Raw genomic sequence first — 22153 nt, 5'->3', positions numbered from 1 at the left:
TCACTTTTTCTCATTATGGGATTGACCGTTGTAAGTTGCGAATCCTCATCTGAAGATATCCCAGAAAAAAAACAAACCACGGATGAAGTTGTAATTGATGAAGAAGCAGCTGATGATGGGCAATCAGAAACTTCAGAGCCTGATTACTTACTTCCAGAGATAGACCTCAGCCATTGGAAAGTAACCTTGCCCATTGGTCGTCCAGATGAAGTAAAACCACCGGAAATTTTGGATTATGCCACGAATGAAGAGTTGCTGCCATTTATGTACAACGATTCCACCGATGGGTCTTTGGTGTTCTATACATATCCTGGATCTTCCACACCTAATTCCTCATATTCGAGAACGGAGCTGAGAGAACAAATGGTGCCGGGAAGCAACAATACCAATTGGACTTTTGCCCAAGGCGGTACCATGTCGGGAACGCTTTCAGTTCCTTCGATTTCCGAAGATGAAAATGGGAAGAAACATCGAACTATAATCATGCAGATTCATGGTAGATTGACAAATGAACAACGTGATCTGATCGGAGAGGATGACAACAATGCGCCCCCGGTCTTAAAGATTTATTGGAACGACGGTAAAGTAAGGGTGCACACAAAAAAATTGAAGGATTTGAATGCTTCCAATGAAGAAATGTTGCATACCTCTGCTTGGGAAGATGATGAACCCTACTCTTTTCCGGAGGAAGTGGGTACGGATAAGTTCTCATTGAAAGTAATCGCTTCGGAGGGAAGGATCGAGGTAATTCTGAACGACAATGCATTTTTTGTGAAAGAGGACGTAAATATGGAAAAGTGGGGTGTTTTTGAGAATTATTTTAAGGCTGGAAACTATTTGATCAGTAAAGATGAAGGAGCTTCCGCCAAAGTAAAATATTATGATTTGATAGTTGAACATTGAGTTAGTTTGGTTAATAACTATTGGCCGATTTAATCGGCCAATAGTTAAAAAACTAACCTAAAAATTATCAGGTTGATAATAGTAACAACGATACTTTTCTTGTTACGGCAAATTGATTAAATTTAACAAACCAATCTGGTTAACCAGTTTTGATTGAGATAGTTTTATGAGAGTTGATATACTTACAAAGAGCGAAAATCGTGAAATACAAAAGGAGCTGATTTCCAAATTACGCGATTTCATAAATTATAAAAACCTGGAGCCTGGCGACAAATTGCCTTCTGAAAGAATGCTATCGGAAAAATTCGGTGTGAGCAGGAGCAATGTCAGGGAGGTTATTCAAAAATTGGAGTTTTTCGGGATACTGAAATCCAGACCCCAAAGCGGAACCTTTATCGCGGATATTGGTCAGATAGCCATGAGCGGAATGATGGATGATATTTTGCGATTGGAAGACCCCGATTTTAAATCTTTGGTAGAAACCCGAATCCTATTGGAACTTAAAACGGTGCGTTTGGCTGCATTAAGGAGAACGGATGAAGATCTTGAAAAAATGCGCCAAGCTTTGGATGCTTACAAAGAGAAAGTTTTGAACGGAAAGGATGCCGTTCAAGAAGATTTGCTGTTCCACTTGGCCATAGCGCAGGCAAGCAAGAACAGCACCATGAATACTTTTATGTTGATTATTACGCCAGAGATCATAACCAATTTTGAAAAGTACCATGTCTGTGATGCCAACCTGTCGTTCAAGGGAATCCAGGAACACGAAGATATTTATGAGGCAATAAGGGAACAAGACCCAAAAATGGCCAAGGAGAAAATGAAGACCCATTTTAAAATCCTGTACCAGTACTGTTATAATATTTAAGAAGAATTGTTAGGGGTAAAAACAAAATTGCACGCTTAAGTTTTTGCCGTTTTGAAATATTTGGAGGGAAGAAAGCTAAACAAAATACGATATCATGTCCTGCTCGTCTGAGTGACCAATATATCATGTTTAAGTTTAAAAGTGTTTGATGAAAAAGGCTGATTTCAAAAAGAATCATTTAGCCTTTCGTGTAACGCTGTTCACTCTTCCCTAAAACTTTAAAAAGATGAAATTAAAAGGCTTACGATGGTGGGTGATCACATTGATTTGTATTGCTACCGTTATCAACTACATTGATAGAACCGCATTTGGGGTAATGTGGCCCGAAATGGGTAAGGATTTAGGCATGGATGAGGCAGATTACGCAGTCATGTTGAATGTTTTCATGATTACATACGCGCTGGGCAAGTTCTTATCGGGCAAACTCTACGATAAAATTGGCACAAGATTAGGTTTTGTTTTTTCAATTGCCCTTTGGTCCGCTGCAGCTATACTCCATGCCTTTGCCAGAGGCTTGATGTCGCTTTCCGTAGTTAGGGCTATGCTAGGTCTTGGAGAAGCAGGTAATTGGCCCGGTGCGGTAAAGAGCAATGGTGAATGGCATCCGATAAAAGAGCGGGCCATCGCGCAAGGGATTTTTAATGCAGGGGCCTCGTTGGGTAGTGTAATCGCTCCCGCTCTGATCGCCTTTTTGTATGCCCAATTCGGTTGGCGTACCACTTTCATAATACTTGGTTTAGTTGGATTTGTATGGATATTCCCTTGGTTGATTATCAATAAGGCAAAGCCAGAAAAACATCCGTGGATTACGGAAGAAGAAAAGAAAATGATTCTTTCTGACCGAATAGAGCCCGTAGAGGAGTCCAAAAAGGAAAAAGGGTCTTCCTTGGCAAAAATTTTAAGCTATAGGGAATCATGGGGAGTTTTGGTCTCTCGATTTTTCATAGAACCGATCTGGTGGTTGTTTGTGGGATGGATGCCCTTATATCTGAATTCCAAATTTGGCTTCAGTATAGAGGAAATAGGATCTACCATTTGGATTTCATACCTAGGCGGAATGGCGGGAAGTATTTTAGGTGGATGGTTCTGTGGGAAACTGATGGAAAAACACTCCGTTGACTATTCCCGAAAGATTTCCATTTTAATCGGAGGGATTCTAATTTTCTTAGGGTTGATGGGCATTATCTTCTTTGTAAAAGGCAACAATCCTATGACCTTCATCTATATCGTGGCCTTGGTGCTTTTTGGTTTTCAATTCGCTATTGGAAACATACAAACACTTTCAAGCGATTTGCTTAAAGGTCCATCAGTCGGAACATTGGCGGGTCTTGCAGGTACCGTAGCTGCAATTTCAGTGATTATTATGAACTGGCTCATACCAAAAATAACCACGGTTTCATACACCCCGGCATTTATAATAATTGCAGTGCTCGCTCCATTGGCAGTGCTATCAATATACATTTTAATTAGAAAAATAAAACCAGTCGAACTCGATTCGATATAACAAAATCAAATAAAAGAATAACAAATGATTTCAAAAGGAAAAGTAGCCGTTATAACCGGAGCAACAGGAGGTATAGGTTTTCAAGTAGCAAAAAGACTTGGAAAGGATGGATATACCGTAATTTTGAATGGAATAGAAGATGAAGTTGGAGAGCAAAGGGTGAAAGAGCTTGCCGCAGAAGGCATTACGGCGGAATACCTTGGTTTTGACGTTACCGATGAGGAAGCGGTCAATACCAACATTGGCAATATTGGAAAAAAACATGGTAAAATAGATGCCTTGATAAACAACGCAGGAGGTTTGGGTGGAAGATCCAGATTCGAAGATATGACCACAGAGTTTTACAGGGGCGTAATGGCATTAAATCTTGACTCGACGTTTTTTGTTTCAAGAGCGGCCATTCCTTTTCTAAAGAAAGCAGAAAATGCTTCGATTATCAATTATACGTCTATCGCTGGTTGGAACGCCGGCGGACCTGGCGCTGGTATTTATGGCACATCCAAAGCTGCAGTGCATGCCATAACAAGGGCATTGGCCAAAGATTTGGCAGAATATGGTATTCGCGTGAATGCGGTATCACCCGGTACAATAGACACACCTTTCCATACACAGATTAAATCAACTAAACCAGAGGTATTTGCCTCATGGAAAAATAATATACTACTTGGACGCTTGGGGGAACCTGAGGAAGTCGCTTCGGTTATTTCATTCCTTGTGGGTAGTGATGCTGCTTTTCTAACCGCTGAAACTATTCAAGTTGGCGGTGGACAAGGTTTAGGAATATAAAATAAAAAATGAAGAAACTAGAAGGGAAAATAGCCGTTGTAACTGGAGGTTCTAGAGATATAGGACGAGCCATTGCTATCAAGTTGGCCAAAGAAGGCGCCAAAGTGGTCGTTAATTACTATAATTCTGAATCAGGAGCAAAAGAGACGGTTGAAGAAATAAAATTACTGGGACAAGAAGCAATTGCTATTAAGGCAGATGTGTCCAACCTTAAAGAAATTGAAGATTTAAAGGCAAAGGTTATTGATGCTTTTGGCAATAAAGTCGACATCCTCGTGAACAATGCGGGTGGTCTTTTCGCCAGAAAAACATTGGGCGAATTTGACGAAGCCTTTTACAATCTGGTTATGGATGTAAATTTCAAATCCACTGTGTTTGTGTCCCAGGCTTTTGAACCGCTTATGGGTAGCGGAGCTTCAATAATTAATCTTTCGTCCCTAGCGGCTAGGGATGGTGGCGGTGGTGGCTCTGCTTTATACAGTTCTTCCAAAGGCGCGGTCAGTACCTTCACAAGGGCCATGTCCAAGGAACTTGGCCCCAAGGGAATTCGCGTAAATGCTGTATGTCCTGGTCTTATAGGAACCAAATTCCACGACGATTTTACTAAAGATGAGGTAAGGAAAAAAGTGGCAGCGGGAACTCCGCTGAGAAGGGAAGGGACTGCGAAAGAAGTAGCAGATTTAGTGGCGTACTTGGCCTCTGATGAAGCCTCATTTGTAACCGGAAACAATATTGATATAAACGGCGGCTTAGCTTTTAGCTGAAAAATAAATAGCAATTAAAATTTAAACTTTAGAATGAAAAAAGTAGTGACGTTCGGAGAGATCATGCTCCGTTTGGCTCCTCAGGGATTTTTGAGATTTTCGCAAGCAAACAGCTTCGATGTAGTTTATGGTGGAGGAGAATCCAACGTAGCGGTATCTTTGGCCAACTATGGAGTGGCAGTGGATTTTGTCACCCGACTCCCGAACAATGATATAGGACAATGCGCCTTAATGGAAATGCGCAAACGTGGTGTTGGAATGGATAAAATTGTTTTTGGCGGAGATCGTCTTGGCATCTATTTTTTGGAAACTGGTGCGGTAAGTCGCGGTAGCAAAGTAGTCTATGACCGTGCTCATTCCTCCATGGCGGAAATTGAAAAGGGGATGATCGATTGGAAATCAGTTTTTCAAGGTGTGGAATGGTTCCACTGGACAGGAATAACTCCAGCAATTTCGCAAGGGGCTGCTGATGCATGCCTGGAAGCGGTGGAGGCCGCAAGCGATTTGGGAGTGACCATTTCAACGGATTTGAATTACCGCGCAAAGCTTTGGAAATATTGCGATGATGCAAAAAGAGAGGAAATTATGTCCGAATTGACATCTTATTGCGATATTGTATTGGGGAACGAGGAAGATGCTGAAAAACATTTTGGAATAAAACCTGAGGGATTGGACATTACCACACAAGGAGAGCATGTTAAGGCTGAAGCTTTTCTTTCGGTTTGCCAACAGATGATGAAACGGTTCCCTAGAGCGAAAAAGGTAATCACAACATTAAGAGGTTCCTTGTCGGCATCCCATAATACGTGGGCGGGAGTGCTGTATGATGGCAAGACCATGTACAAATCCCCTGAATATCAAATAACCCACATCGTGGACCGCGTTGGTGGTGGTGATTCATTTATGGGAGGTCTCATTTATGGATTGCTCAAGTATCCTGAGGATGACCAAAACGCACTGAACTTTGCTGTAGCAGCTTCGTGCCTTAAGCATACCATAAAAGGTGATGCAAATTTGGCTACGGTAGCTGAAGTTGAAAAATTGATGAGCGGAGATGCCTCTGGCAGGGTAGCTAGATAACTATACCATGGCACAATATACTAGAATTAAAGTAGTAGAAACTATGGGGAGCACCGGAATGGTTCCCCTTTTTTATCATCCCGACGTGGAGTTGGGCAAAAAAGTGCTCAAAGCATGCTATGATGGAGGTGCGCGATTGATGGAATTTACCGCTCGTGGCGATTTTGCATTTGAGGTTTTTTCCGAATTGAACAAATACGCTCTAAATGAGCTCCCAGGAATGATTATGGGAGTGGGCTCTATTACGGACGCAGGAGCAGCTTCAATGTTTATGCAAATGGGTGCTAACTTCGTTGTGACACCATCCCTTCGGGAAGACATTGCGATAGTCTGTAACCGACGAAAAATATTGTGGTCGCCCGGTTGTGGTTCTTTAACGGAAATCAATCGAGCTGAGGAATTGGGCTGCGAAATTGTCAAGCTGTTTCCAGGTTCCACCTACGGTCCTGGTTTTGTAAGAGCGATCAAAGGTCCGCAACCATGGACTAGCGTAATGCCCACAGGAGGGGTAAGCACTGAAGAAAATAATTTAAAAGCTTGGTTTGATGCCGGTGTTACCTGCGTTGGAATGGGATCTAAGTTGATAAGCAAAGAAATCTTGGCCGACAAGGATTTTAAAGCGCTTGAAAATTTGGTAAGAAAAACATTGGAAACCATCGCTAAGGTCAGAAACTGATCAAATGGAAAGTCAACAATCGACAAAGAAATCGTTTTTAAAAAAACTGCTTGCGGTGGTGTTGGCTTTTGGCCCCGGTATTTTTGCTATAGGCTATACTATTGGTACTGGAAGTGTTACCTCAATGATCGTGGCAGGAAGCACCTATGGGATGCAACTTTTATGGGTACTTCTGCTTAGTTGTTTTTTTTCAGGGATACTTATGTTTGTATATGGCAATTACACCTTGCTGACAGGCGAGACTGCCCTGTTTGCCTTCAAAAAACACTTGAAATGGGGTAAATTGATTGCCATACTGATCATTATCGGAATTGCTGTTGGTCAATGGAATTCCTTAATGGGTATAATGGGTATTTCTGCCAATATCATCTATGAGATATTTGCAATTTACTTCCCAGAGATTACACCTTTCAAGTACGAGGTCGTGCTATTCATTGCCATTTTGGTAACTGTGGCCATGTATGCATTGTTATTGGTGGGGAGGTACAGTTTTTTTGAGAAGATTCTTGTCATTTTTGTGAGCATCATGGGGTTCTCATTTCTGATATCACTTTTTTGGGTGTACCCCTTACCGTCTGAAGTTCTTAGTGGTCTTGTTCCTTCCATTCCCCAAGTTGAAGGTGGACAGATGTTAGTGGCCGCCTTTGTGGGTACAACCATGGCCGCAGCAACGTTTTTATCCCGTCCCCTTTTCGTAAAAGGTAAGGGTTGGACCGTCAAACACATTAAAGAGCAGAAAAAAGATGCAATTTTGGCCGCTATCCTGGTTTTTGTGATTAGTGCGGCCATCATGGCGGTAGCTACCGGTGCACTCTTTTATGATGGAAAACCTGTGACCAAAGTTTTGGATATGGTCAATACCTTGGAACCGGTCGCCGGTAAATTCGCGTTGACGCTTTTCTTTTTTGGAACCTTGAGCGCAGGTCTTTCCTCAATTTTTCCAATTTTATTGATTGTCCCCATTTTAATTGCGGACTACCAATCTGGGGAATTGGATACCAGTTCCCGTCAATTCAAAAGAATTACTGCCTTCGCCTGCTTGTTTGCCCTGATTGTACCCATGTTTGGGTCAAATCCTGTTGAGATGCAGATTCTCTCCCAGATTTTCAATGTGTTCGTATTGCCCTTGGTCATCATTGGCATCATTTTACTGATTAACAACAAAAAATTGATGCAGGGATATAGAACAGGTGTAGGGATAAATATTGGCCTTGTAGCCGCTCTATTCTTTTCTTTGGTGATATCCTATAATGGGATATTGGCCCTATTGAATCATTTTTAAAGAATAATCAAAGCCTATTTCTCTCCACTAGTTTTTTGGAATTCTCCGAAATCCGAACAAAAGGAAAAGGATAACATCGGTCTTGCCACCCACGTTTTCACGAATTTTTGAAAAGGCGATGGTAATCTGTCTTTCAATGGTGTTTTTGGAAACATTCAAATACTCTGCGATTTCCACATTGGTCAATCCCTCTTTCTTACTTAAAAGGAAAATTTCTTTGCATTTCGGAGGTAACTCCTGAATTGCTTCTTTAACCAAGCCAATCAATTTCTCCAAGGCTGCTTCATCCTTATCCTCAACAATACGATCTAACTCTTCAATGTATTTCTTTTCCAAAGCAGTGACCGATTGATTCTTTTTGTACTCATTGATACAAGCATTGTATACGGATTTGTACAGATAACTTTTAATGGAAAAATTTGGGTTCAAGTTATCGCGCCTTTCCCAGACCCTAATGAACACATTTTGAACAATATCTTCAGCAATGGGAATGTCGTTCATTAAACTATTGGCGTACAAACATAATTTATGGTTGTAGGTATCCACCAAATAGGCATAGGAATCCGCATTTCCTTTTTTCAATTGGAGAATTAAGTCCGAGTTTTTAGTGAGGTTGTTTTTCATAATTGAACTTGACTCTAAGTGAATGTTTGGGAATTCGACTATAATTCAAATGATCAAATCCCCATTTTCAGCTATCAAATTTATTGATATGAACGGAACAGGAAAAAAAAATTACGAAAACATTAAAAAAAATAACAAAATATTGGTGGTGTGATAAAATTGCATTGTAATAGATAAAAAGACTAGGGCAAAAAGAAGATGACGAACATAGAAAAGCTCATTGTAAAATACCTTACTAACTCTATTTCAAAAAAAGAATGGGATGAACTGAATCTTTGGTTTGAGCAATCCAAGGATACACAGACATTCCGGGAGTATATAAAAATTAATTACGCAATAGAAGATTTAATGAGCGAGTTCGATACGGAAAAGACCAAAAAATTCATCTTAGAAAAAATAAAAAGGGACAAGCGTTCCGTTGTTACCCTAAGAATTACCCGATTCATAAAATATGCTGCCATAGCGATCTTGCTTTTAGGTATAGGCTTTATGTATGAACAGGATTACTTTTCCGACGTATTCAATAAGTCCGTAGACATAGCTTCTCCGGCTGAGGACACCATTGTTTTGGAACATGAAGATGGAAACCTTGAGATAATTTCCGAAGGTGAAGTCACTGAAATAGTGAATTCAAAAGGGGAGGTTTTAGGGAAGCAACAAGGCAATAGATTGATATATAATGATGCTAATACTAATCCGGAAGAATTGATCTACAATCAATTAACGGTCCCATATGGAAAAAGATTTGAGTTGGAATTGTCCGATGGAACAATTGCCCACTTGAATGCAGGTTCTTCCTTAAAATATCCCGTTCGATTTTTAAATAAAGGAAATAGAGAAGTCTTTTTGGTGGGAGAGGCATATTTGGATGTAGCAAAAGACTCTGAGCGGCCATTCATTATAAGCACTTCCGATAACTTGGATGTTCAGGTCTTGGGAACGCAGTTCAATGTTTCCAACTATCCAGAAGATACAACCACCGAAGTTGTTTTGGTAGAAGGTTCGGTGGGTCTACAAACTGATGACAAAAGCGATACTGTTGTGCTTGAACCTGGTTTCAAGGGAAGTTTTGATAGACAGGCCCGCGATATTTCCACAACTCCAGTTATTACAAGTATATATACTTCTTGGGTTAAGGGAGAATTGGTATTTAGGGGAATGAGCTTGGAAAATATCTTGAAGAAACTGGAAAGACATTATAATGTGGCCATCACAAACCAGAATATGGAGTATTCCCAAAAGAGATTCAACGCGAACTTTGGAAATCAACCCATAGAAACCGTATTGAATTATTTCAAGAATACTTATGGAATAGATTACACCATTAACAATAACAACGTCACTCTTAAATAATAACTCGATTAAACCAAACGGCCAATGAAATAAACTAACTAATTCAAACTATTTATCTAATAGAAAAGTCTATTGTCCACTTTATAGCAAAGAAAAATCGGAAAATGCGCTAACACTTCCCGATTTACATAAAGTGTGATTAGACTAAAATTTAACCACATTAATACACTGTAAAATTATGAAAAATCTTCTGAAACAATCGGAGGGCTATACTTCGTTGTTCAAATTTGATTTAAAAATGAGAATTAGCGTTCTTCTGTTGTTGACCAGCATATTTGCTCTACAAGCAAATGAGAGCTACTCTCAGCGCACCAAGGTTACCTTGAATCTGAAGAACATCACCGTCGAAAGACTCATTGATGAAATTGAGGATAAGACAGAATTCAGGTTCCTCTATCTTCTCGAGGATGTCAACTTAAAAAGAATTGTATCAGTTAAAGCAAGAAGGGAAAAAGTAAATGCCATCCTAGATAGAATTTTTTCAAACACAGAAACAGTTTATCAAATTGACGATAAGCAAATATCCCTTGTAAAACGTGAGAAACCTAAGGTTAAGGTTAAACCAATAGAACAACCCCAAAATTCTGTTCAAGGGACAGTTTTTGACGAATATGGAGCTCCTTTGCCGGGAGCAAACGTGATTATTAAAGGAACGTCGACCGGTGTGGTAGCCGATTTCGATGGAAAATATACCGTACAGGTAGAACCTGGACAGACATTGGTGTTCTCTTACCTAGGTATGAAGGACAAAGAGGTAGTGGTCGGAAACAACACTGTCCTCGATGTGGTCTTGGAAGAAGACGTAGCTTCATTACAGGAAGTGGTGGTGGAAGGATATCGAACTGTCGCCAAAGAGAAATCGGTTATCTCAAGTGTCCAAGTCACTTCCGAAGCGTTGGAAGCTAGACCGAATGCAAGTTTTGTACAATCCTTATCGGGTCAAATCGCAGGTTTGGACATACAGACAGGTAGTGGACAACCAGGAGCCAATTCTTTGGTACAAATACGAGGGGTTAGTTCGATCAACGGTAATACTGAGCCACTCTTTTTGATGGACGGTGTTCCTATCAACGAGGACAACTTCAGGAGTTTAAATCCTAATGATATTGAATCCATCTCTGTAATCAAGGATGCCGCTGGATCTTCAATCTTTGGAAGTAGGGGAGCTAACGGGGTGATTGTCATTAAAACCAAAAGGGGGACAAAAAATTCTCCCTTGAAGGTCACCTACACGGGTATAACAAGTTTTTCTACACTCCAAAATCACGATTACGACTTTTTAACCGCTCCTGAATATTTGCGTTTTGAGCGCGATGTACTGAATAGGGGAAGGGGAGTAGGCCTGACAGACGCGGAAATCGATGCTACACCTACTACGGATTGGGAGAGTTTGTTCTTTAGAACTGGTAATACGCAAAACCATACCCTTACATTTCAGCAAGGTGGTGAGAACACCTCTAGTTTTACCTCGTTGGGTTATTTTAACCAAGAGGGAATTCTTAGAACTACAGGATTACAGCGTTTCACTTTTAGAAACAACCTAAATGGAAGTTCTGCGGATGGTAAATTTAACTACAGTACAAGCTTTACGGCAAACTACTCTAAAAATAACGAACCCACAGGTGTCGGATCATTTGGGGTAACAACTAACCTACTTTATGGGGTAAATGCGTCGCTTCCGTATATCTCTCCAGACGAGTATATAGACGGTGCGGATTTGGCAAGTCGAGGATTCTCTCTTGCGATTACTCCACTATATCTTATAGATAGGTTGAGAAATTACGAATACCTAGAGGAAGAACTTAAGGTTATTGCCGGATTTTCTGCAGACTACAAATTCGCCAACGATTTAACCGCTAGGATAAACTTGGGGATCGATTACGAACATGTGACCTTTCAAGAAGTGGTCCCTCCAAACGCCTATAGGGCGCTTGTTTTTGCGCAACCTGGGAACAATACCCCAGGCTTCCAAAGTCAAGACACCAATAGGGACGTTTCCTTTAACAACAATCTGTCTTTAAATTATAACAAATCTTTTGGCAAACACACAGTAGATGCCACCTTGTTTTCTGAATACTTTAGGGCATTCCGTCGAGGATTTGGATTCTTTGCCAGAGGTTTAAATCCAAGGAATTTTGCCCCGGGGGATGATAGTGCGTTCATTAGTGATAATGCAGACAATGATTTCTTCGTGGACGACGCCAATGCCTTTAGGGTTGATGCAGGTTTGTTCTCATACTTCGGAAATGTGGATTATGATTATGATGGTAGGTTTGGACTCTCGGCCACGTTAAGACGTGATGCTTCGTACAGATTTTCCTCGACAAATAGATGGGGAACCTTTTATTCCGTAGGAGCACGTTGGAATATCTCCAACGAAAACTTCATGGAAAATTCTGTGTTCAACGACCTAAAACTGAGAGCATCTTACGGTACTACAGGAAACCAGAGAATTAGGGGAGGAACGTATTTCTCATCTCCTGATTTATCCGAATCTTTTTATGCCACAAGTAGTACGGGCTACGGAAATGCAAATTCCTTGTTTTTGAGTCAAATAGGAAACAATACCTTGAAATGGGAAGAGGTGACCCAGACGAATATTGGCCTTGATTTTCAAGTTTTCAATAGCAGATTGAGAGGTAGCTTGGATGTGTACCATAAGAAAACAGAAGATCTATTTCAGTTTACACAGATATCAGCAATCAATGGTACTACAGGAATCGATTCCAATACTGGGGATTTGACCAACAGAGGTATCGATTGGGTATTTCACTACGACCTTGTCAGAAACAAAGATTTGAACTTAACATTGAACTTTGTGGGTAACTACAATGAAAATGAATTAAGCAATTTGCCTTCTGAAACAGGTGAAATACTTGGTATCGGTAGAAATGGGGGCAAAATTTTTGAACAAAAGTTGGTTCGCTATGCTGGGGTAAACCCAGGGAATGGTAATCTGTTGTTTTTGGACATCGACGGTAATTTAACCGAAAATCCAAACCCTGATACAGATGCTGTTTGGACCAACAAAAATGCCACTCCTGATGCTACCGGAAGTTTTGGTTTCAATTTAAACTACAAAGGATTCTATTTAGATACCCAATGGAGCTATGTTTTGGGTGTTGATAGGCGAGATGTTATTTATTATGAGCTAATAAATAATGGTTTTGCCCTTACCAATTTTCAATTGTCAAGGGATATTCTCAATGCTTGGACGCCTGATAACAGAATTACGGATATTCCTAGTATAACATCCACCAATGCAACCATATTGAGGGATACAAGTGACCGTTTTTTGAGCAGTTCAGATTTTTTAAGACTACGTTTTTTAAACATCGGATACATTTTCCCGAAAGAGTTTCTACGAGGTACCGGTTTAACAAATCTTAAGGTATTCGGCTCTGCAGAAAATTTGGTGACCTTTTCCGAATGGAGAGGGTATGACGCCGAATCACGGGTTACCGAGACAAGACAATATCCAACTCCAAGGATATTATCGGTAGGAATTGAAATAGGATTATAAAAAAAAAATCATGAAGAGAATATTAACATATATATTTTGCGTGGCACTTTTCACGGCTTGTGAAGATGCCATAGATATTGACCAGGTTGGTCGAATTACTCCTGATGTAGCTTTTCAAAATCTACAAGATTTACAAGATGGATTGATCGGTGTTTATACCAAATATGACTTGGTACAAGATATAGCCCATGCCTCAACTTTTACCGACGAGCTTTCTGTAGGATTTATTAGTGGAGGGCAAAGAGTTCAGGATTACCAATTTATCTTGGATGCCACATCGCTGTCTGCTTTCACATTTTGGCAGAGAGGTTATGAGGAAATCAATGAAGCCACAAGGTTGCTTATAGCTGCTGAGGATGTTCCTTTGGAAGCTGGTGAACAAGCGGCTTTTAACAACATATTAGGTCAGGCGCATGCACTGAGGGCGTATTCACATTTTAAGTTGTTGTCTTATTATTCAACAGATTTGAGCAGTGATGCTGCCTTGGGGGTCATTGCGGTAGATTTTGTGCCAAGTATCGATGATGTTTTTCCCAGAAATACCAATGGAGAAGTTTTTGCCCTGATTGAAGCAGATTTACAAAGAGCGGAAGATCTATTACAAGATCAGAGCAACGCCACTTTTGTATCCAGGGATTTCGTTACAGCGCTTAGGGCACGTATGGCTACCTATCGTGGGCAATACGGCATGGCAGCTAATTACGCACAACAACTGTTGGATAGATATCCCATCGCCGATAGAACACAATACACCAGTATGTTTTTAGATGAGGATAATACCGAGATTATTTTCAAACTTGAACGCACTAGGGGAGATGTATTTGATCGTGCTGGTAATGGTGTATCCAACATGGCGAGTCAAAGTAGGGCTGGAGCCAAGTTTGCCTTTACCAATGAAACCATTAATGGAGGGCCATTTTTTGAAATAGGTCGGTCTTTGTTCAATTTGATTGACCCGAACGATGTCAGGTTTGATGTGAATGTTGGACCAGAGTCTGTAATCTCACCTGATTATCAAAATGCTGTAGATTTTGAAAACGAGGATATTCTGCTTGTTTTTAAATACCCAGGATCGGAAACTCAACCTTTAATGAACGATTTGAAGGTTTTCAGATCTTCTGAAATGTTGTTGATTTTGGCTGAGGCAGCAGCTGATGGGGGTAACTTTAATGGAGCGACCAATACTACAGCGGCTTATATCAAACAACTACGTGATGCCAGATTCGGAACGGATCAGCCATTGCCTTCATATGCTAATGAAACTGAGGCTTTTGCTGCAATTTTGAACGAACGTCGGGTAGAATTGGCTTTCGAAGGGCATAGATTTCATGATTTAAAACGATTGGGGACCCGTGCCAACCAAGGTGTCTTGCGTGATCCCTTGGATTGTAATGTTATTGGGGTGAACGGGGCATGTTCATTACCTGCTTCGGACCATAGGTTCACATTGCCTATTCCACAGTCCGAGTTGATTGCCAACCCTAGTCTTCGTGAACAGCAAAACCCTGGCTATTAACCATAAAAAAAGTATCATGAAAAAATATATAGTAAGTTTTATTACAGCATGCGCTCTATTGGTATCCTGTGAGCAAGACAGGACGATTTTTAATGAGAGTCAAACCTTTTTAAAATTCAACCAATCAAATTTGGACCTTCCCATAATTATTGATGGTGAAGGCTCGGCACAAGTCACTATTAATGTAAGTAGTATTAGCGAGTCAGAAAGAACCTTTGAAGTTAACATTGTAGAAGAAGAAACAACCGCCGAAGCTGCTTCGTATACTGTGGGATCGATTGTTGTCCCTCCAAATTCGTATGAAGGTACACTTACCATAAATGGTGTGGACAACAACGTTACCACAGACCCAAAAGTTTTGGTGCTTTCGGTGCCCACAAGCCCGGATTTGGTAGCTAGTGGTAATTTGACGGTAAGTATCTTTCAAGTATGCCCTGTGGATGAAACACTTTTTACCGGAATGTATTTGCTAGAGGAAATTATTCCAGTACCATTTGGACCTGGATTGCAATCTGGCGATGTACTTGAGATAACGGCAAATGGTTTGGCGCGGACCTTCAACAGCATAAATTTTCCAAATTTTTGTAGTACACCGATTCCGTTTACGTTTAATCTCGTGTGTAATGAATTCGTGGTTCCCCTTCAAGACACAAATTGTCATTGTGGAGACGGATCTAACTATTGGGGCCCAAGTACTGTAGGTCATGCTACATATGATATCACGGATGACTCCGTTTTCGAGGTGAATTTCACCAATGATGTACAATCCAATTGTGGCTCACCGGCACAAACTACATATCGGTTCACCAAACAATAGTAACGGCTAACAGTCTGATTATTTAAATAGCTTGATTATAGCTATCGAGCATTATGACAATATATTAATTGAAATCTTTCAGTAGGATTTGAGTTAGTAGTTTTGAGTTAGTTTTTTAGTCAAAAGCGCAGATGTCCCGTCTGCGCTTTTTATCCAGCTCTTAATTTTTGTCATTGAATTTTATAACCCAAAGTATCGCAAAACATATCGATTTGTATTTGGGAAGATTTTTAAACGATGGTTCGTAGTATGAACAAAATGAAGCAAACATTTAAAATGAAGCATGTATATGTTTTGATCGCTCTAGCGGTACTATCGCTAGATTCGATCAATGGTCAGAATATCACCAAAAAAGATTACGAAAGAGCTGTTGGCTATCTGTACGTCAACTATAATAACAAGAAGGTTTTTAACTTGGATACCCGAATAAATTGGTTCAAGGATAATTCGGGATTTTGGTTCACGGACCATAGCGACAAAGGGAGTTTTTACAAGACAATGGATGTCAACACGCATCGGATAGCATTTTTGTTCGACCATTCAAAAGTATCCCAAGCTATAAATGAACTCTCGCAAAAAGAAACCGAAGCGAACCAGTTGGAGCTTTACAATATTGATACATCCAGGGAAGGACAGCTTTCATTTGCGCACGATGGTCAATCGTATATCTTAGACCTGTCAACCTATAAACTCACGATTGATAAGGAAAAAGAAGTGGAGGAAAGTCCTTTTGAATCCAAATCACCAGATGGGGAGTGGGTTGCATATACAAAAGACTACAATCTCTTTATAAAGTCGACCAAAACGGATCAAGAGTTTCAATTAAGTACGGACGGAAGAAAAAACTATGAATATGGATCTTGGTATGGTTGGTACGATAAAATGGAGGGGGAAGACGGAGATCGTCCCGAACGCTTTACGGTAAACTGGTCCAAAGATTCCAAATGGATTGCGACAAATGTTGTCGATTTGCAACGAGCGGAAAAAATGTATCTCCTCGATTACAGCATCGATTCACTGTTCCGCCCAAAACTATGGTCTTATTACCGAGGTTCCCCAGGAGATACCACAATGGTCTATGAAAAACCGGTATTCTTCAATGTGGAAGACAAAAGTGAAGTTGTCACTAAGCTACCCACAGGTACGCATATAAACTCTGTTTCCGTACAATGGACCGAAGAACCAGGGGTCGCTCTTGCATATTACTTGGAGCGGGGTTTTAAAAAAGGCTATGTAAAACGTGTGGATTTAACCGCAAATAAAGAACAAACACTAATAGCGGAAAGCAGCGATACCAATATTGACAATTTTGACTTCAGGTATTTGAAGCAAGACCAAAAAATCGCATTTCTTTCGGAAAGAAGCGGTTGGCGTCAATTGTATCTTCTCGACTTGAAGACCAATAAAACTGTCCCACTTACCAACGGAAACTATTATATATCAAATATTCAACATATTGACGAAGACAATGAGACTATTTATTTCGTTGCCAATGGAAGAGAAGAAGGGAACAATCCTTACCATAACCAATTGTATAAGGTAAGTTTTAAAGGGAAGGTCAAGCTGTTGACCCCGGAATTGGTGAACCACGATATTTCGTTCTCCAATGATGGAAAATATTTTGTGGACAGCTATTCGACCGTAGAGATCCCTACAAAAACTGTTCTGAGGGAAGCAAAATCAGGGAAAATATTGAAACCAATAACAGAGGCTAGCATTTCCATGGCGGTTTCTGAAGGATGGAAGGCTCCCGAAACCTTTGAGTTTACGGCGAAAGATGGTAAAACCACAGCGTACGGAGCTATTTGGAAACCCACCAATTTTGATGCCTCCAAATCGTATCCCTTGATAGACCACACCTATACGGGTCCACATACCCATATGTTTCCTGAGCGATTTTCCAGTGCGTTTCGCAATCAGGCCTTGGCCGAACTTGGTTTTATTGTAATGCAGGTCGACGGTCTGGGTACATCAAAACGGTCAAAAGCCTTCCATGACCACTCCTATAAGAATATGGGAAACAATTTGGAAGACCATGTTTTGGCCATCAAACATTTGGGAGAAAAATACCCTTGGATAGATATGGAAAGAGTTGGAATTTTTGGGCATTCGGCCGGAGGTTTTGACACCGGAAGGGCAATGTTGGCATTCCCAGATGTGTATAAGGTTGGAGTGGCAAGCTCAGCTGATCATGATTTTAGGATGGAAAAAGCTTGGTGGCCAGAAATGTACCAGGGTTGGCCCGTAGATTCTACCTACCACAAGGTGTCGAACATTACAAACGCCAAAAACCTGAAAGGTAAATTGCTCCTGGTCCATGGGGGAATGGACGATAATGTCAACCCGTCTGCAACATTTAAACTTGCCGAAGCGTTGATTAAAGAGGATAAAGAGTTTGACCTCCTAATAATGCCCAGCCAAAGACACGGATATGGAGGAAAGCATCGAAGTTATTTCATGAAAAAAAGATGGAATTATTTCGTTGAGCATCTAAAAGATGAAGAACCCATCTGGAATTTCGAATGGTAGATGGGTTGTGCAACAGCTAGAATGTTGCGGAACTAAAAAATGAAACTATGAAAAGTAAAGTAATCCTATTACTGATATTTCTGGTACAAGTGGGCTTTGTGCACGAAATACAATCCCAAGTAAATTGTGGAGCCTCGGAGGTCAACAAGACCTATTTGCAGCATAATGTTTCTGCTCGACAAGAGTATATGGGTTTCAACCAAAAATCAAAAAAAACCACCCTAGCGAATAAGGCCACATCTTATCAAATACCTGTAGTATTCCATGTCTATGGTTCATCGTTTAACGGAAGGTCGGTGAATGATGACCTGATTCAAAGGGCGTTGGACGATTTAAACAAGGATTTTCAAGGATTGAACGATGATTTTGGGTCGGTGCATAGCATGTTTTCGGATATCAAGCAATCCATGAACATAACCTTTAGACTTGCCAAAAAAGACCCAGACGGGAATGAAACGACAGGTATTGTATACTATTCAGAAAAAAGTGGATATGGTAATGCATCCAGCAGCGATGGTGAAATAATGGCTGATGCATGGGACAACTATAAGTACATGAACGTTTATATTCAAAACGACCTGTACGATGATGGCGTTACCAATAATTCTGGAGTGGCCTGGTATCCTTTTAGTCATATGTCCGATAATAATTTGGCTCGCGTGGTATATAACGGCGCTTATCTGGCCACAAATACGGATAAAGAATTTGCTTCCACTTTGACCCATGAATTTGGACATTGGTTAAACCTGATACATACGTTTGAGGGCGGCTGTGACGGTACTGATGAGGTTGACGACACCCCGAAAGAAGATGGATTGCATACCCTAAAATGCTCAACGGGCTCCAATTGTGATGGAGATTTTGTCAACACCGAAAACTATATGGGGTACAACGGTGCATCGGGCTGTTATAAAATGTTTACCCAAGGTCAGGTTGACAGAATGCTTTTAGCCTTGGAACATCCAGCAAGGATGACCTTGTGGCAAACCCAAAATCTAATAGATACCGGGTTACTGGTCTCCCAAACGGATAATTTGGCCCCTGAAGTCACAATTAATGATCCGGTGGATGATGCTAGTTTTGAGGAAGGAGCAGCTGTTGAGGTAACTACCACGATATCTGATCCGAATGGCACTGACGATATAGACAAGGCTGAATTCTACGTAAATGATGTTTTGGTCGACACCGTTGAATTGTTGCCTTTTGAGACAACCTTATCCAATTTGACCGTGGGGAACCATGTTATAAGGGTCACTGCGTATGACTTTGGTGGGTTATCAAGCTCAGATGAGGTTTCCATTACGGTAATACCAAAGATTAATTTTCCTGAAATTTCATGGATTTCTTCCAATGAGGTTTACAGTGGGAACAATCTTCAATTTGCTACCGGCGAGACAACACGAAGAATTGAGATCAAAGCGATTATCGATACACACGACATTGTTGTAAAAGGACCTGATTTCGAAGAATCGTATACAACTTCACTCGAAGAAACACTTATAATAGATGATTTAGCCCAGGGAACCTGGACCGTGGAAATACCTAGTTTAAACAAAAAAATCTCCAAAACAATTAACTAATGAAAAAGTTTGTTTTGATTACCCTAGCATTACTGGCAGTTCTTTCATGTAGTAAAGATGAGGAACCCGCGACATTGGCAACCCCTTCGTTGGAATGGAGTCCAGTTTCAGTATCGGGAAATACACTCGAGATTTCAGTTACAATAAGTTCATCGGACGATTTACCAGCAGGTACATTGGAATTTAGTGTAGATGGCAATCGAATAGGTTCGTTCCAAGCAACAAAGGGTACAAAAACCTATAGTACGGATTACAGCTTCACGGATACGGAATCCCATACAGCTTCGATTTCTTATACGTTTAGTGATGGACGTAGTGCCCTGAATAAAACCATAAACATCCAAAAATCGGTGCAAGCGGTTACGCAGAAGTCGTCTAAAAGCGATTGGATAGATTTTTGAAGGTAATTAAAGCATGGATAATCAAAGGATTGGTGTGATTTGCTAGAGCCAACTGCGATTTCTGTGGATGAGGTCAGAATCGGTCAACGCATTTTTGACTTCATTATATTTTCCATATTATTCTATAGTTATTTCATCTTTATTGTATATTTGCACCCGCAAAAAGGTCGCGTAGCTCAGCTGGATAGAGCATCTGCCTTCTAAGCAGACGGTCGAAGGTTCGAATCCTTCCGCGATCACGAATTGAACAGAAGCTTACAAGAAATTGTAAGCTTTTTTTGTTGCCAAAAGTCCTATTGTATTGCTTAGGAAAAATGGCATATGAAAGGTGAATGTATTGCTCGATTTATGGATATACTTGATAGCAATCATCAGAATTGCCCGTAGGTGGACAATAGGAAGCTTTGCAAGCGCTTCCCTCTTTTTCCTTGGCAATCTCTACGCACCTGGACTCTGAAACAAAAGGATGGTTTGTCTGGACAAAGGGTTGACTTGTGCCAAATCCTCCACAGCTAATGCTGCAATTTCCTCCTTCGCCATCAGAGGAACAGGAAAATGAAAATAGTAGAACGAGTATTGTAAAATATTGGAAAAGTGGTTTCATAACTTTTGGTTGTCAAGGTTTTAATCATTCTTGGATAATACATGCTGCGGGTTCCATTAAACTCGCTTGTAGATTTTTGTTGCGTATTTCGTAGTCGAAGAAAGTACCTGTTTCATCGAGTCCCAATTTCTCTTCGGACACTTTGTCCGAGGAGAAATATACTTTGACATAAGCCACAGGCTGGGAGGCAAATAATTGCATGTGCTCAGCACTTATTTCGTAATATGGACGATTGATTTCGGTTGTTACCGGCAATGTGAACTTACCAAGCAATGTCCTATCGGGAAATAAGGTGAGCACACTTTCGTCCTGAAATCGAACTATGAGCGGGTTATCTTTTAAAATATCAATTCTGCGACCCAATTCCCGGACCAATACCAAAGACAGGTAGTAGTTTTCCTCTGATTTCACAAAGTTGGCAGATGCAGCTTGGCTGAATTTGGAGAACAAAGGTTTTAGTTTCGTAGCCTTTGTTATTTTTTCTTCTTCAAAGTGCTTGTTAGCCTTTCGCACCCTCTTTTCGGAGTATTTGCATTTTTGTCCGAAAGACATGGTACAAAGGCATAGTGCCAGTATGATGGTAAAACATAAATGTTGTTTCATATTTTCATTGTGATTTTAATGGTTGCAACACCCATTTCAGGCGAAATGTCGAATTGTAATGGAATGTGAAGTCCAACAGCGTTTTTATTTAGGTATACTGATTTCCATTTGGGTACCAGAAGTCCCACCAACGCCCCCAAAGCAGCTCCCCCGGCCGTCATGGCCAGATAAAAACCAGCATCTTTTTCTTGCGGGCGACCCAATGCATCAGTATCCAGATCTATGAGAAGAGAACTTAAGGCCCCGGTCGCTGCACCAAATGATGTCCCTATCAGCACATGATTTCCTTTGGGTATTTTTATAAAGTCAACAGCGTCAAGCGTCGTACTTTGCTGCGTACCAGCTTTTGAATCCAAAAAAGATGCCTCTGTTCCCCTGATTATAAAATCCCTTGCGTTAATAATTTTATGGTCTTTTAGGTAGACCTTTGCTCTGGGATAATAGTTTTTATCCTGGGTCTGCGCTATCCCACCGAATACTATTAGGAATACCAATAATGTAAAAACAGCATACTTCATATTGATAATTCTGGTTGTGCACAAGGCCTGCAATGCTGCGCCAAAAAATGTGTTCTTCTTTTTTAGCATGTGTGTATTTGTTTGGTTAAGGCGTACTACGCTAATTAATAGACTCCGAAAAGGGCTGTTTTTTCCCGACGTTCAAGCAAAAAGGTTTAATGAATTGAAAAGGCCTTCGGGAAAATTTTAGCTATTTTGTAGTCATTAAACCGATACCTCGAC

The 22153-nt window shown here is 40.6% G+C and carries 19 protein-coding genes and 1 tRNA gene; 16 read left to right on the top strand and 4 right to left on the bottom strand.

The window, feature by feature from the left end:
- Positions 1 to 15 precede the first annotated feature (15 nt).
- The 8 genes from ACULLH_RS14570 (at position 16) to ACULLH_RS14535 (ending at position 7863) form a co-directional block, all read left to right on the top strand.
- Positions 16 to 903, top strand: a complete 888-nt coding sequence (locus tag ACULLH_RS14570) for a polysaccharide lyase family 7 protein (protein WP_454089486.1) — start codon at positions 16 to 18, stop codon at positions 901 to 903.
- A gap of 166 nt (positions 904 to 1069) precedes the next feature.
- Positions 1070 to 1771, top strand: coding sequence for a FadR/GntR family transcriptional regulator (locus tag ACULLH_RS14565; protein ID WP_454089485.1), 702 nt, complete (start codon positions 1070 to 1072; stop codon positions 1769 to 1771).
- A 226-nt stretch (positions 1772 to 1997) separates the two neighbouring features.
- Positions 1998 to 3275: an MFS transporter gene (locus ACULLH_RS14560; protein WP_454089484.1), complete on the top strand. Its 1278-nt coding sequence runs from the start codon at positions 1998 to 2000 to the stop codon at positions 3273 to 3275.
- Positions 3276 to 3299: 24 nt separating this feature from the next.
- Positions 3300 to 4061 carry an SDR family NAD(P)-dependent oxidoreductase gene (locus ACULLH_RS14555; RefSeq protein ID WP_454089483.1) on the top strand — a complete coding sequence of 254 codons (762 nt, stop codon included), beginning with the start codon at positions 3300 to 3302 and terminating at the stop codon, positions 4059 to 4061.
- An 8-nt stretch (positions 4062 to 4069) separates the two neighbouring features.
- Positions 4070 to 4825 carry an SDR family NAD(P)-dependent oxidoreductase gene (locus ACULLH_RS14550; protein ID WP_454089482.1) on the top strand — a complete coding sequence of 252 codons (756 nt, stop codon included), beginning with the start codon at positions 4070 to 4072 and terminating at the stop codon, positions 4823 to 4825.
- Positions 4826 to 4858: 33 nt separating this feature from the next.
- Complete coding sequence (locus ACULLH_RS14545; protein ID WP_454089481.1) at positions 4859 to 5905, top strand: PfkB family carbohydrate kinase; 1047 nt, start codon at positions 4859 to 4861, stop codon at positions 5903 to 5905.
- A 7-nt stretch (positions 5906 to 5912) separates the two neighbouring features.
- Positions 5913 to 6581: a bifunctional 4-hydroxy-2-oxoglutarate aldolase/2-dehydro-3-deoxy-phosphogluconate aldolase gene (locus tag ACULLH_RS14540; RefSeq protein WP_454089480.1), complete on the top strand. Its 669-nt coding sequence runs from the start codon at positions 5913 to 5915 to the stop codon at positions 6579 to 6581.
- Between the two features lie 4 nt (positions 6582 to 6585).
- A complete protein-coding gene (locus ACULLH_RS14535; RefSeq protein ID WP_454089479.1) occupies positions 6586 to 7863 on the top strand; it encodes an NRAMP family divalent metal transporter in 1278 nt (425 codons plus the stop codon).
- 27 nt (positions 7864 to 7890) lie between these two features.
- On the opposite strand, the gene ACULLH_RS14530 is transcribed toward ACULLH_RS14535, so the two are convergent.
- A complete protein-coding gene (locus tag ACULLH_RS14530; RefSeq protein WP_454089478.1) occupies positions 7891 to 8487 on the bottom strand; it encodes an RNA polymerase sigma factor in 597 nt (198 codons plus the stop codon).
- Between the two features lie 198 nt (positions 8488 to 8685).
- Between ACULLH_RS14530 and ACULLH_RS14525 the strand changes: the two genes are divergently transcribed.
- The 8 genes from ACULLH_RS14525 (at position 8686) to ACULLH_RS14490 (ending at position 20445) form a co-directional block, all read left to right on the top strand.
- Positions 8686 to 9840, top strand: coding sequence for a FecR family protein (locus ACULLH_RS14525; RefSeq protein ID WP_454089477.1), 1155 nt, complete (start codon positions 8686 to 8688; stop codon positions 9838 to 9840).
- Between the two features lie 178 nt (positions 9841 to 10018).
- Entirely contained in the window at positions 10019 to 13363 is a 3345-nt protein-coding gene (locus ACULLH_RS14520; protein ID WP_454089476.1) for a TonB-dependent receptor, read from the top strand.
- Positions 13364 to 13373: 10 nt separating this feature from the next.
- Positions 13374 to 14879 carry a RagB/SusD family nutrient uptake outer membrane protein gene (locus ACULLH_RS14515; protein WP_454089475.1) on the top strand — a complete coding sequence of 502 codons (1506 nt, stop codon included), beginning with the start codon at positions 13374 to 13376 and terminating at the stop codon, positions 14877 to 14879.
- A gap of 16 nt (positions 14880 to 14895) precedes the next feature.
- Positions 14896 to 15696: a hypothetical protein gene (locus ACULLH_RS14510; RefSeq protein WP_454089474.1), complete on the top strand. Its 801-nt coding sequence runs from the start codon at positions 14896 to 14898 to the stop codon at positions 15694 to 15696.
- 276 nt (positions 15697 to 15972) lie between these two features.
- On the top strand, positions 15973 to 18225 hold the full coding sequence (locus ACULLH_RS14505; protein ID WP_454089473.1) for a prolyl oligopeptidase family serine peptidase: 2253 nt from the start codon (positions 15973 to 15975) through the stop codon (positions 18223 to 18225).
- A 47-nt stretch (positions 18226 to 18272) separates the two neighbouring features.
- Positions 18273 to 19805 (top strand): M43 family zinc metalloprotease, encoded by a 1533-nt coding sequence (locus ACULLH_RS14500; RefSeq protein ID WP_454089472.1) that lies wholly within the window; start codon positions 18273 to 18275, stop codon positions 19803 to 19805.
- On the top strand, positions 19805 to 20206 hold the full coding sequence (locus ACULLH_RS14495) for a hypothetical protein (protein WP_454089471.1): 402 nt from the start codon (positions 19805 to 19807) through the stop codon (positions 20204 to 20206). Before ACULLH_RS14500 ends, ACULLH_RS14495 begins: the two co-directional genes overlap by 1 nt.
- Before the next feature lie 165 nt (positions 20207 to 20371).
- Positions 20372 to 20445 (top strand) — tRNA-Arg (locus tag ACULLH_RS14490).
- A gap of 107 nt (positions 20446 to 20552) precedes the next feature.
- Here ACULLH_RS14490 and ACULLH_RS14485 read toward each other — a convergent pair.
- The 3 genes from ACULLH_RS14485 to ACULLH_RS14475 are packed head-to-tail and all read right to left on the bottom strand — an operon-like array spanning position 20553 to position 22000.
- Positions 20553 to 20810 (bottom strand): hypothetical protein, encoded by a 258-nt coding sequence (locus ACULLH_RS14485; protein WP_454089470.1) that lies wholly within the window; start codon positions 20808 to 20810, stop codon positions 20553 to 20555.
- Between the two features lie 24 nt (positions 20811 to 20834).
- Positions 20835 to 21413, bottom strand: a complete 579-nt coding sequence (locus ACULLH_RS14480; RefSeq protein ID WP_454089469.1) for a hypothetical protein — start codon at positions 21411 to 21413, stop codon at positions 20835 to 20837.
- A complete protein-coding gene (locus ACULLH_RS14475; protein WP_454089468.1) occupies positions 21410 to 22000 on the bottom strand; it encodes a hypothetical protein in 591 nt (196 codons plus the stop codon). Before ACULLH_RS14475 ends, ACULLH_RS14480 begins: the two co-directional genes overlap by 4 nt.
- Between the last annotated feature and the right edge of the window lie 153 nt (positions 22001 to 22153).

The organism is Flagellimonas sp. 2504JD4-2 (genome assembly GCF_053642935.1).
This window is presented reverse-complemented; position numbering and strand designations above follow the sequence as displayed.

Excerpts from the sequence above, each read along its gene's own strand:
- ACULLH_RS14525 (WP_454089477.1), top strand. The coding sequence starts at position 8,686 with ATGACGAACATAGAAAAGCTCATTGTAAAATACCTTACTAACTCTATT.
- ACULLH_RS14480 (WP_454089469.1), bottom strand. The coding sequence starts at position 21,413 with ATGAAACAACATTTATGTTTTACCATCATACTGGCACTATGCCTTTGT.
- ACULLH_RS14515 (WP_454089475.1), top strand. The coding sequence starts at position 13,374 with ATGAAGAGAATATTAACATATATATTTTGCGTGGCACTTTTCACGGCT.
- ACULLH_RS14560 (WP_454089484.1), top strand. The coding sequence starts at position 1,998 with ATGAAATTAAAAGGCTTACGATGGTGGGTGATCACATTGATTTGTATT.
- ACULLH_RS14555 (WP_454089483.1), top strand. The coding sequence starts at position 3,300 with ATGATTTCAAAAGGAAAAGTAGCCGTTATAACCGGAGCAACAGGAGGT.
- ACULLH_RS14530 (WP_454089478.1), bottom strand. The coding sequence starts at position 8,487 with ATGAAAAACAACCTCACTAAAAACTCGGACTTAATTCTCCAATTGAAA.
- ACULLH_RS14535 (WP_454089479.1), top strand. The coding sequence starts at position 6,586 with ATGGAAAGTCAACAATCGACAAAGAAATCGTTTTTAAAAAAACTGCTT.
- ACULLH_RS14540 (WP_454089480.1), top strand. The coding sequence starts at position 5,913 with ATGGCACAATATACTAGAATTAAAGTAGTAGAAACTATGGGGAGCACC.
- ACULLH_RS14500 (WP_454089472.1), top strand. The coding sequence starts at position 18,273 with ATGAAAAGTAAAGTAATCCTATTACTGATATTTCTGGTACAAGTGGGC.
- ACULLH_RS14510 (WP_454089474.1), top strand. The coding sequence starts at position 14,896 with ATGAAAAAATATATAGTAAGTTTTATTACAGCATGCGCTCTATTGGTA.
- ACULLH_RS14505 (WP_454089473.1), top strand. The coding sequence starts at position 15,973 with ATGAAGCATGTATATGTTTTGATCGCTCTAGCGGTACTATCGCTAGAT.
- ACULLH_RS14520 (WP_454089476.1), top strand. The coding sequence starts at position 10,019 with ATGAAAAATCTTCTGAAACAATCGGAGGGCTATACTTCGTTGTTCAAA.
- ACULLH_RS14485 (WP_454089470.1), bottom strand. The coding sequence starts at position 20,810 with ATGAAACCACTTTTCCAATATTTTACAATACTCGTTCTACTATTTTCA.
- ACULLH_RS14475 (WP_454089468.1), bottom strand. The coding sequence starts at position 22,000 with ATGCTAAAAAAGAAGAACACATTTTTTGGCGCAGCATTGCAGGCCTTG.
- ACULLH_RS14495 (WP_454089471.1), top strand. The coding sequence starts at position 19,805 with ATGAAAAAGTTTGTTTTGATTACCCTAGCATTACTGGCAGTTCTTTCA.
- ACULLH_RS14565 (WP_454089485.1), top strand. The coding sequence starts at position 1,070 with ATGAGAGTTGATATACTTACAAAGAGCGAAAATCGTGAAATACAAAAG.
- ACULLH_RS14550 (WP_454089482.1), top strand. The coding sequence starts at position 4,070 with ATGAAGAAACTAGAAGGGAAAATAGCCGTTGTAACTGGAGGTTCTAGA.
- ACULLH_RS14570 (WP_454089486.1), top strand. The coding sequence starts at position 16 with ATGGGATTGACCGTTGTAAGTTGCGAATCCTCATCTGAAGATATCCCA.
- ACULLH_RS14545 (WP_454089481.1), top strand. The coding sequence starts at position 4,859 with ATGAAAAAAGTAGTGACGTTCGGAGAGATCATGCTCCGTTTGGCTCCT.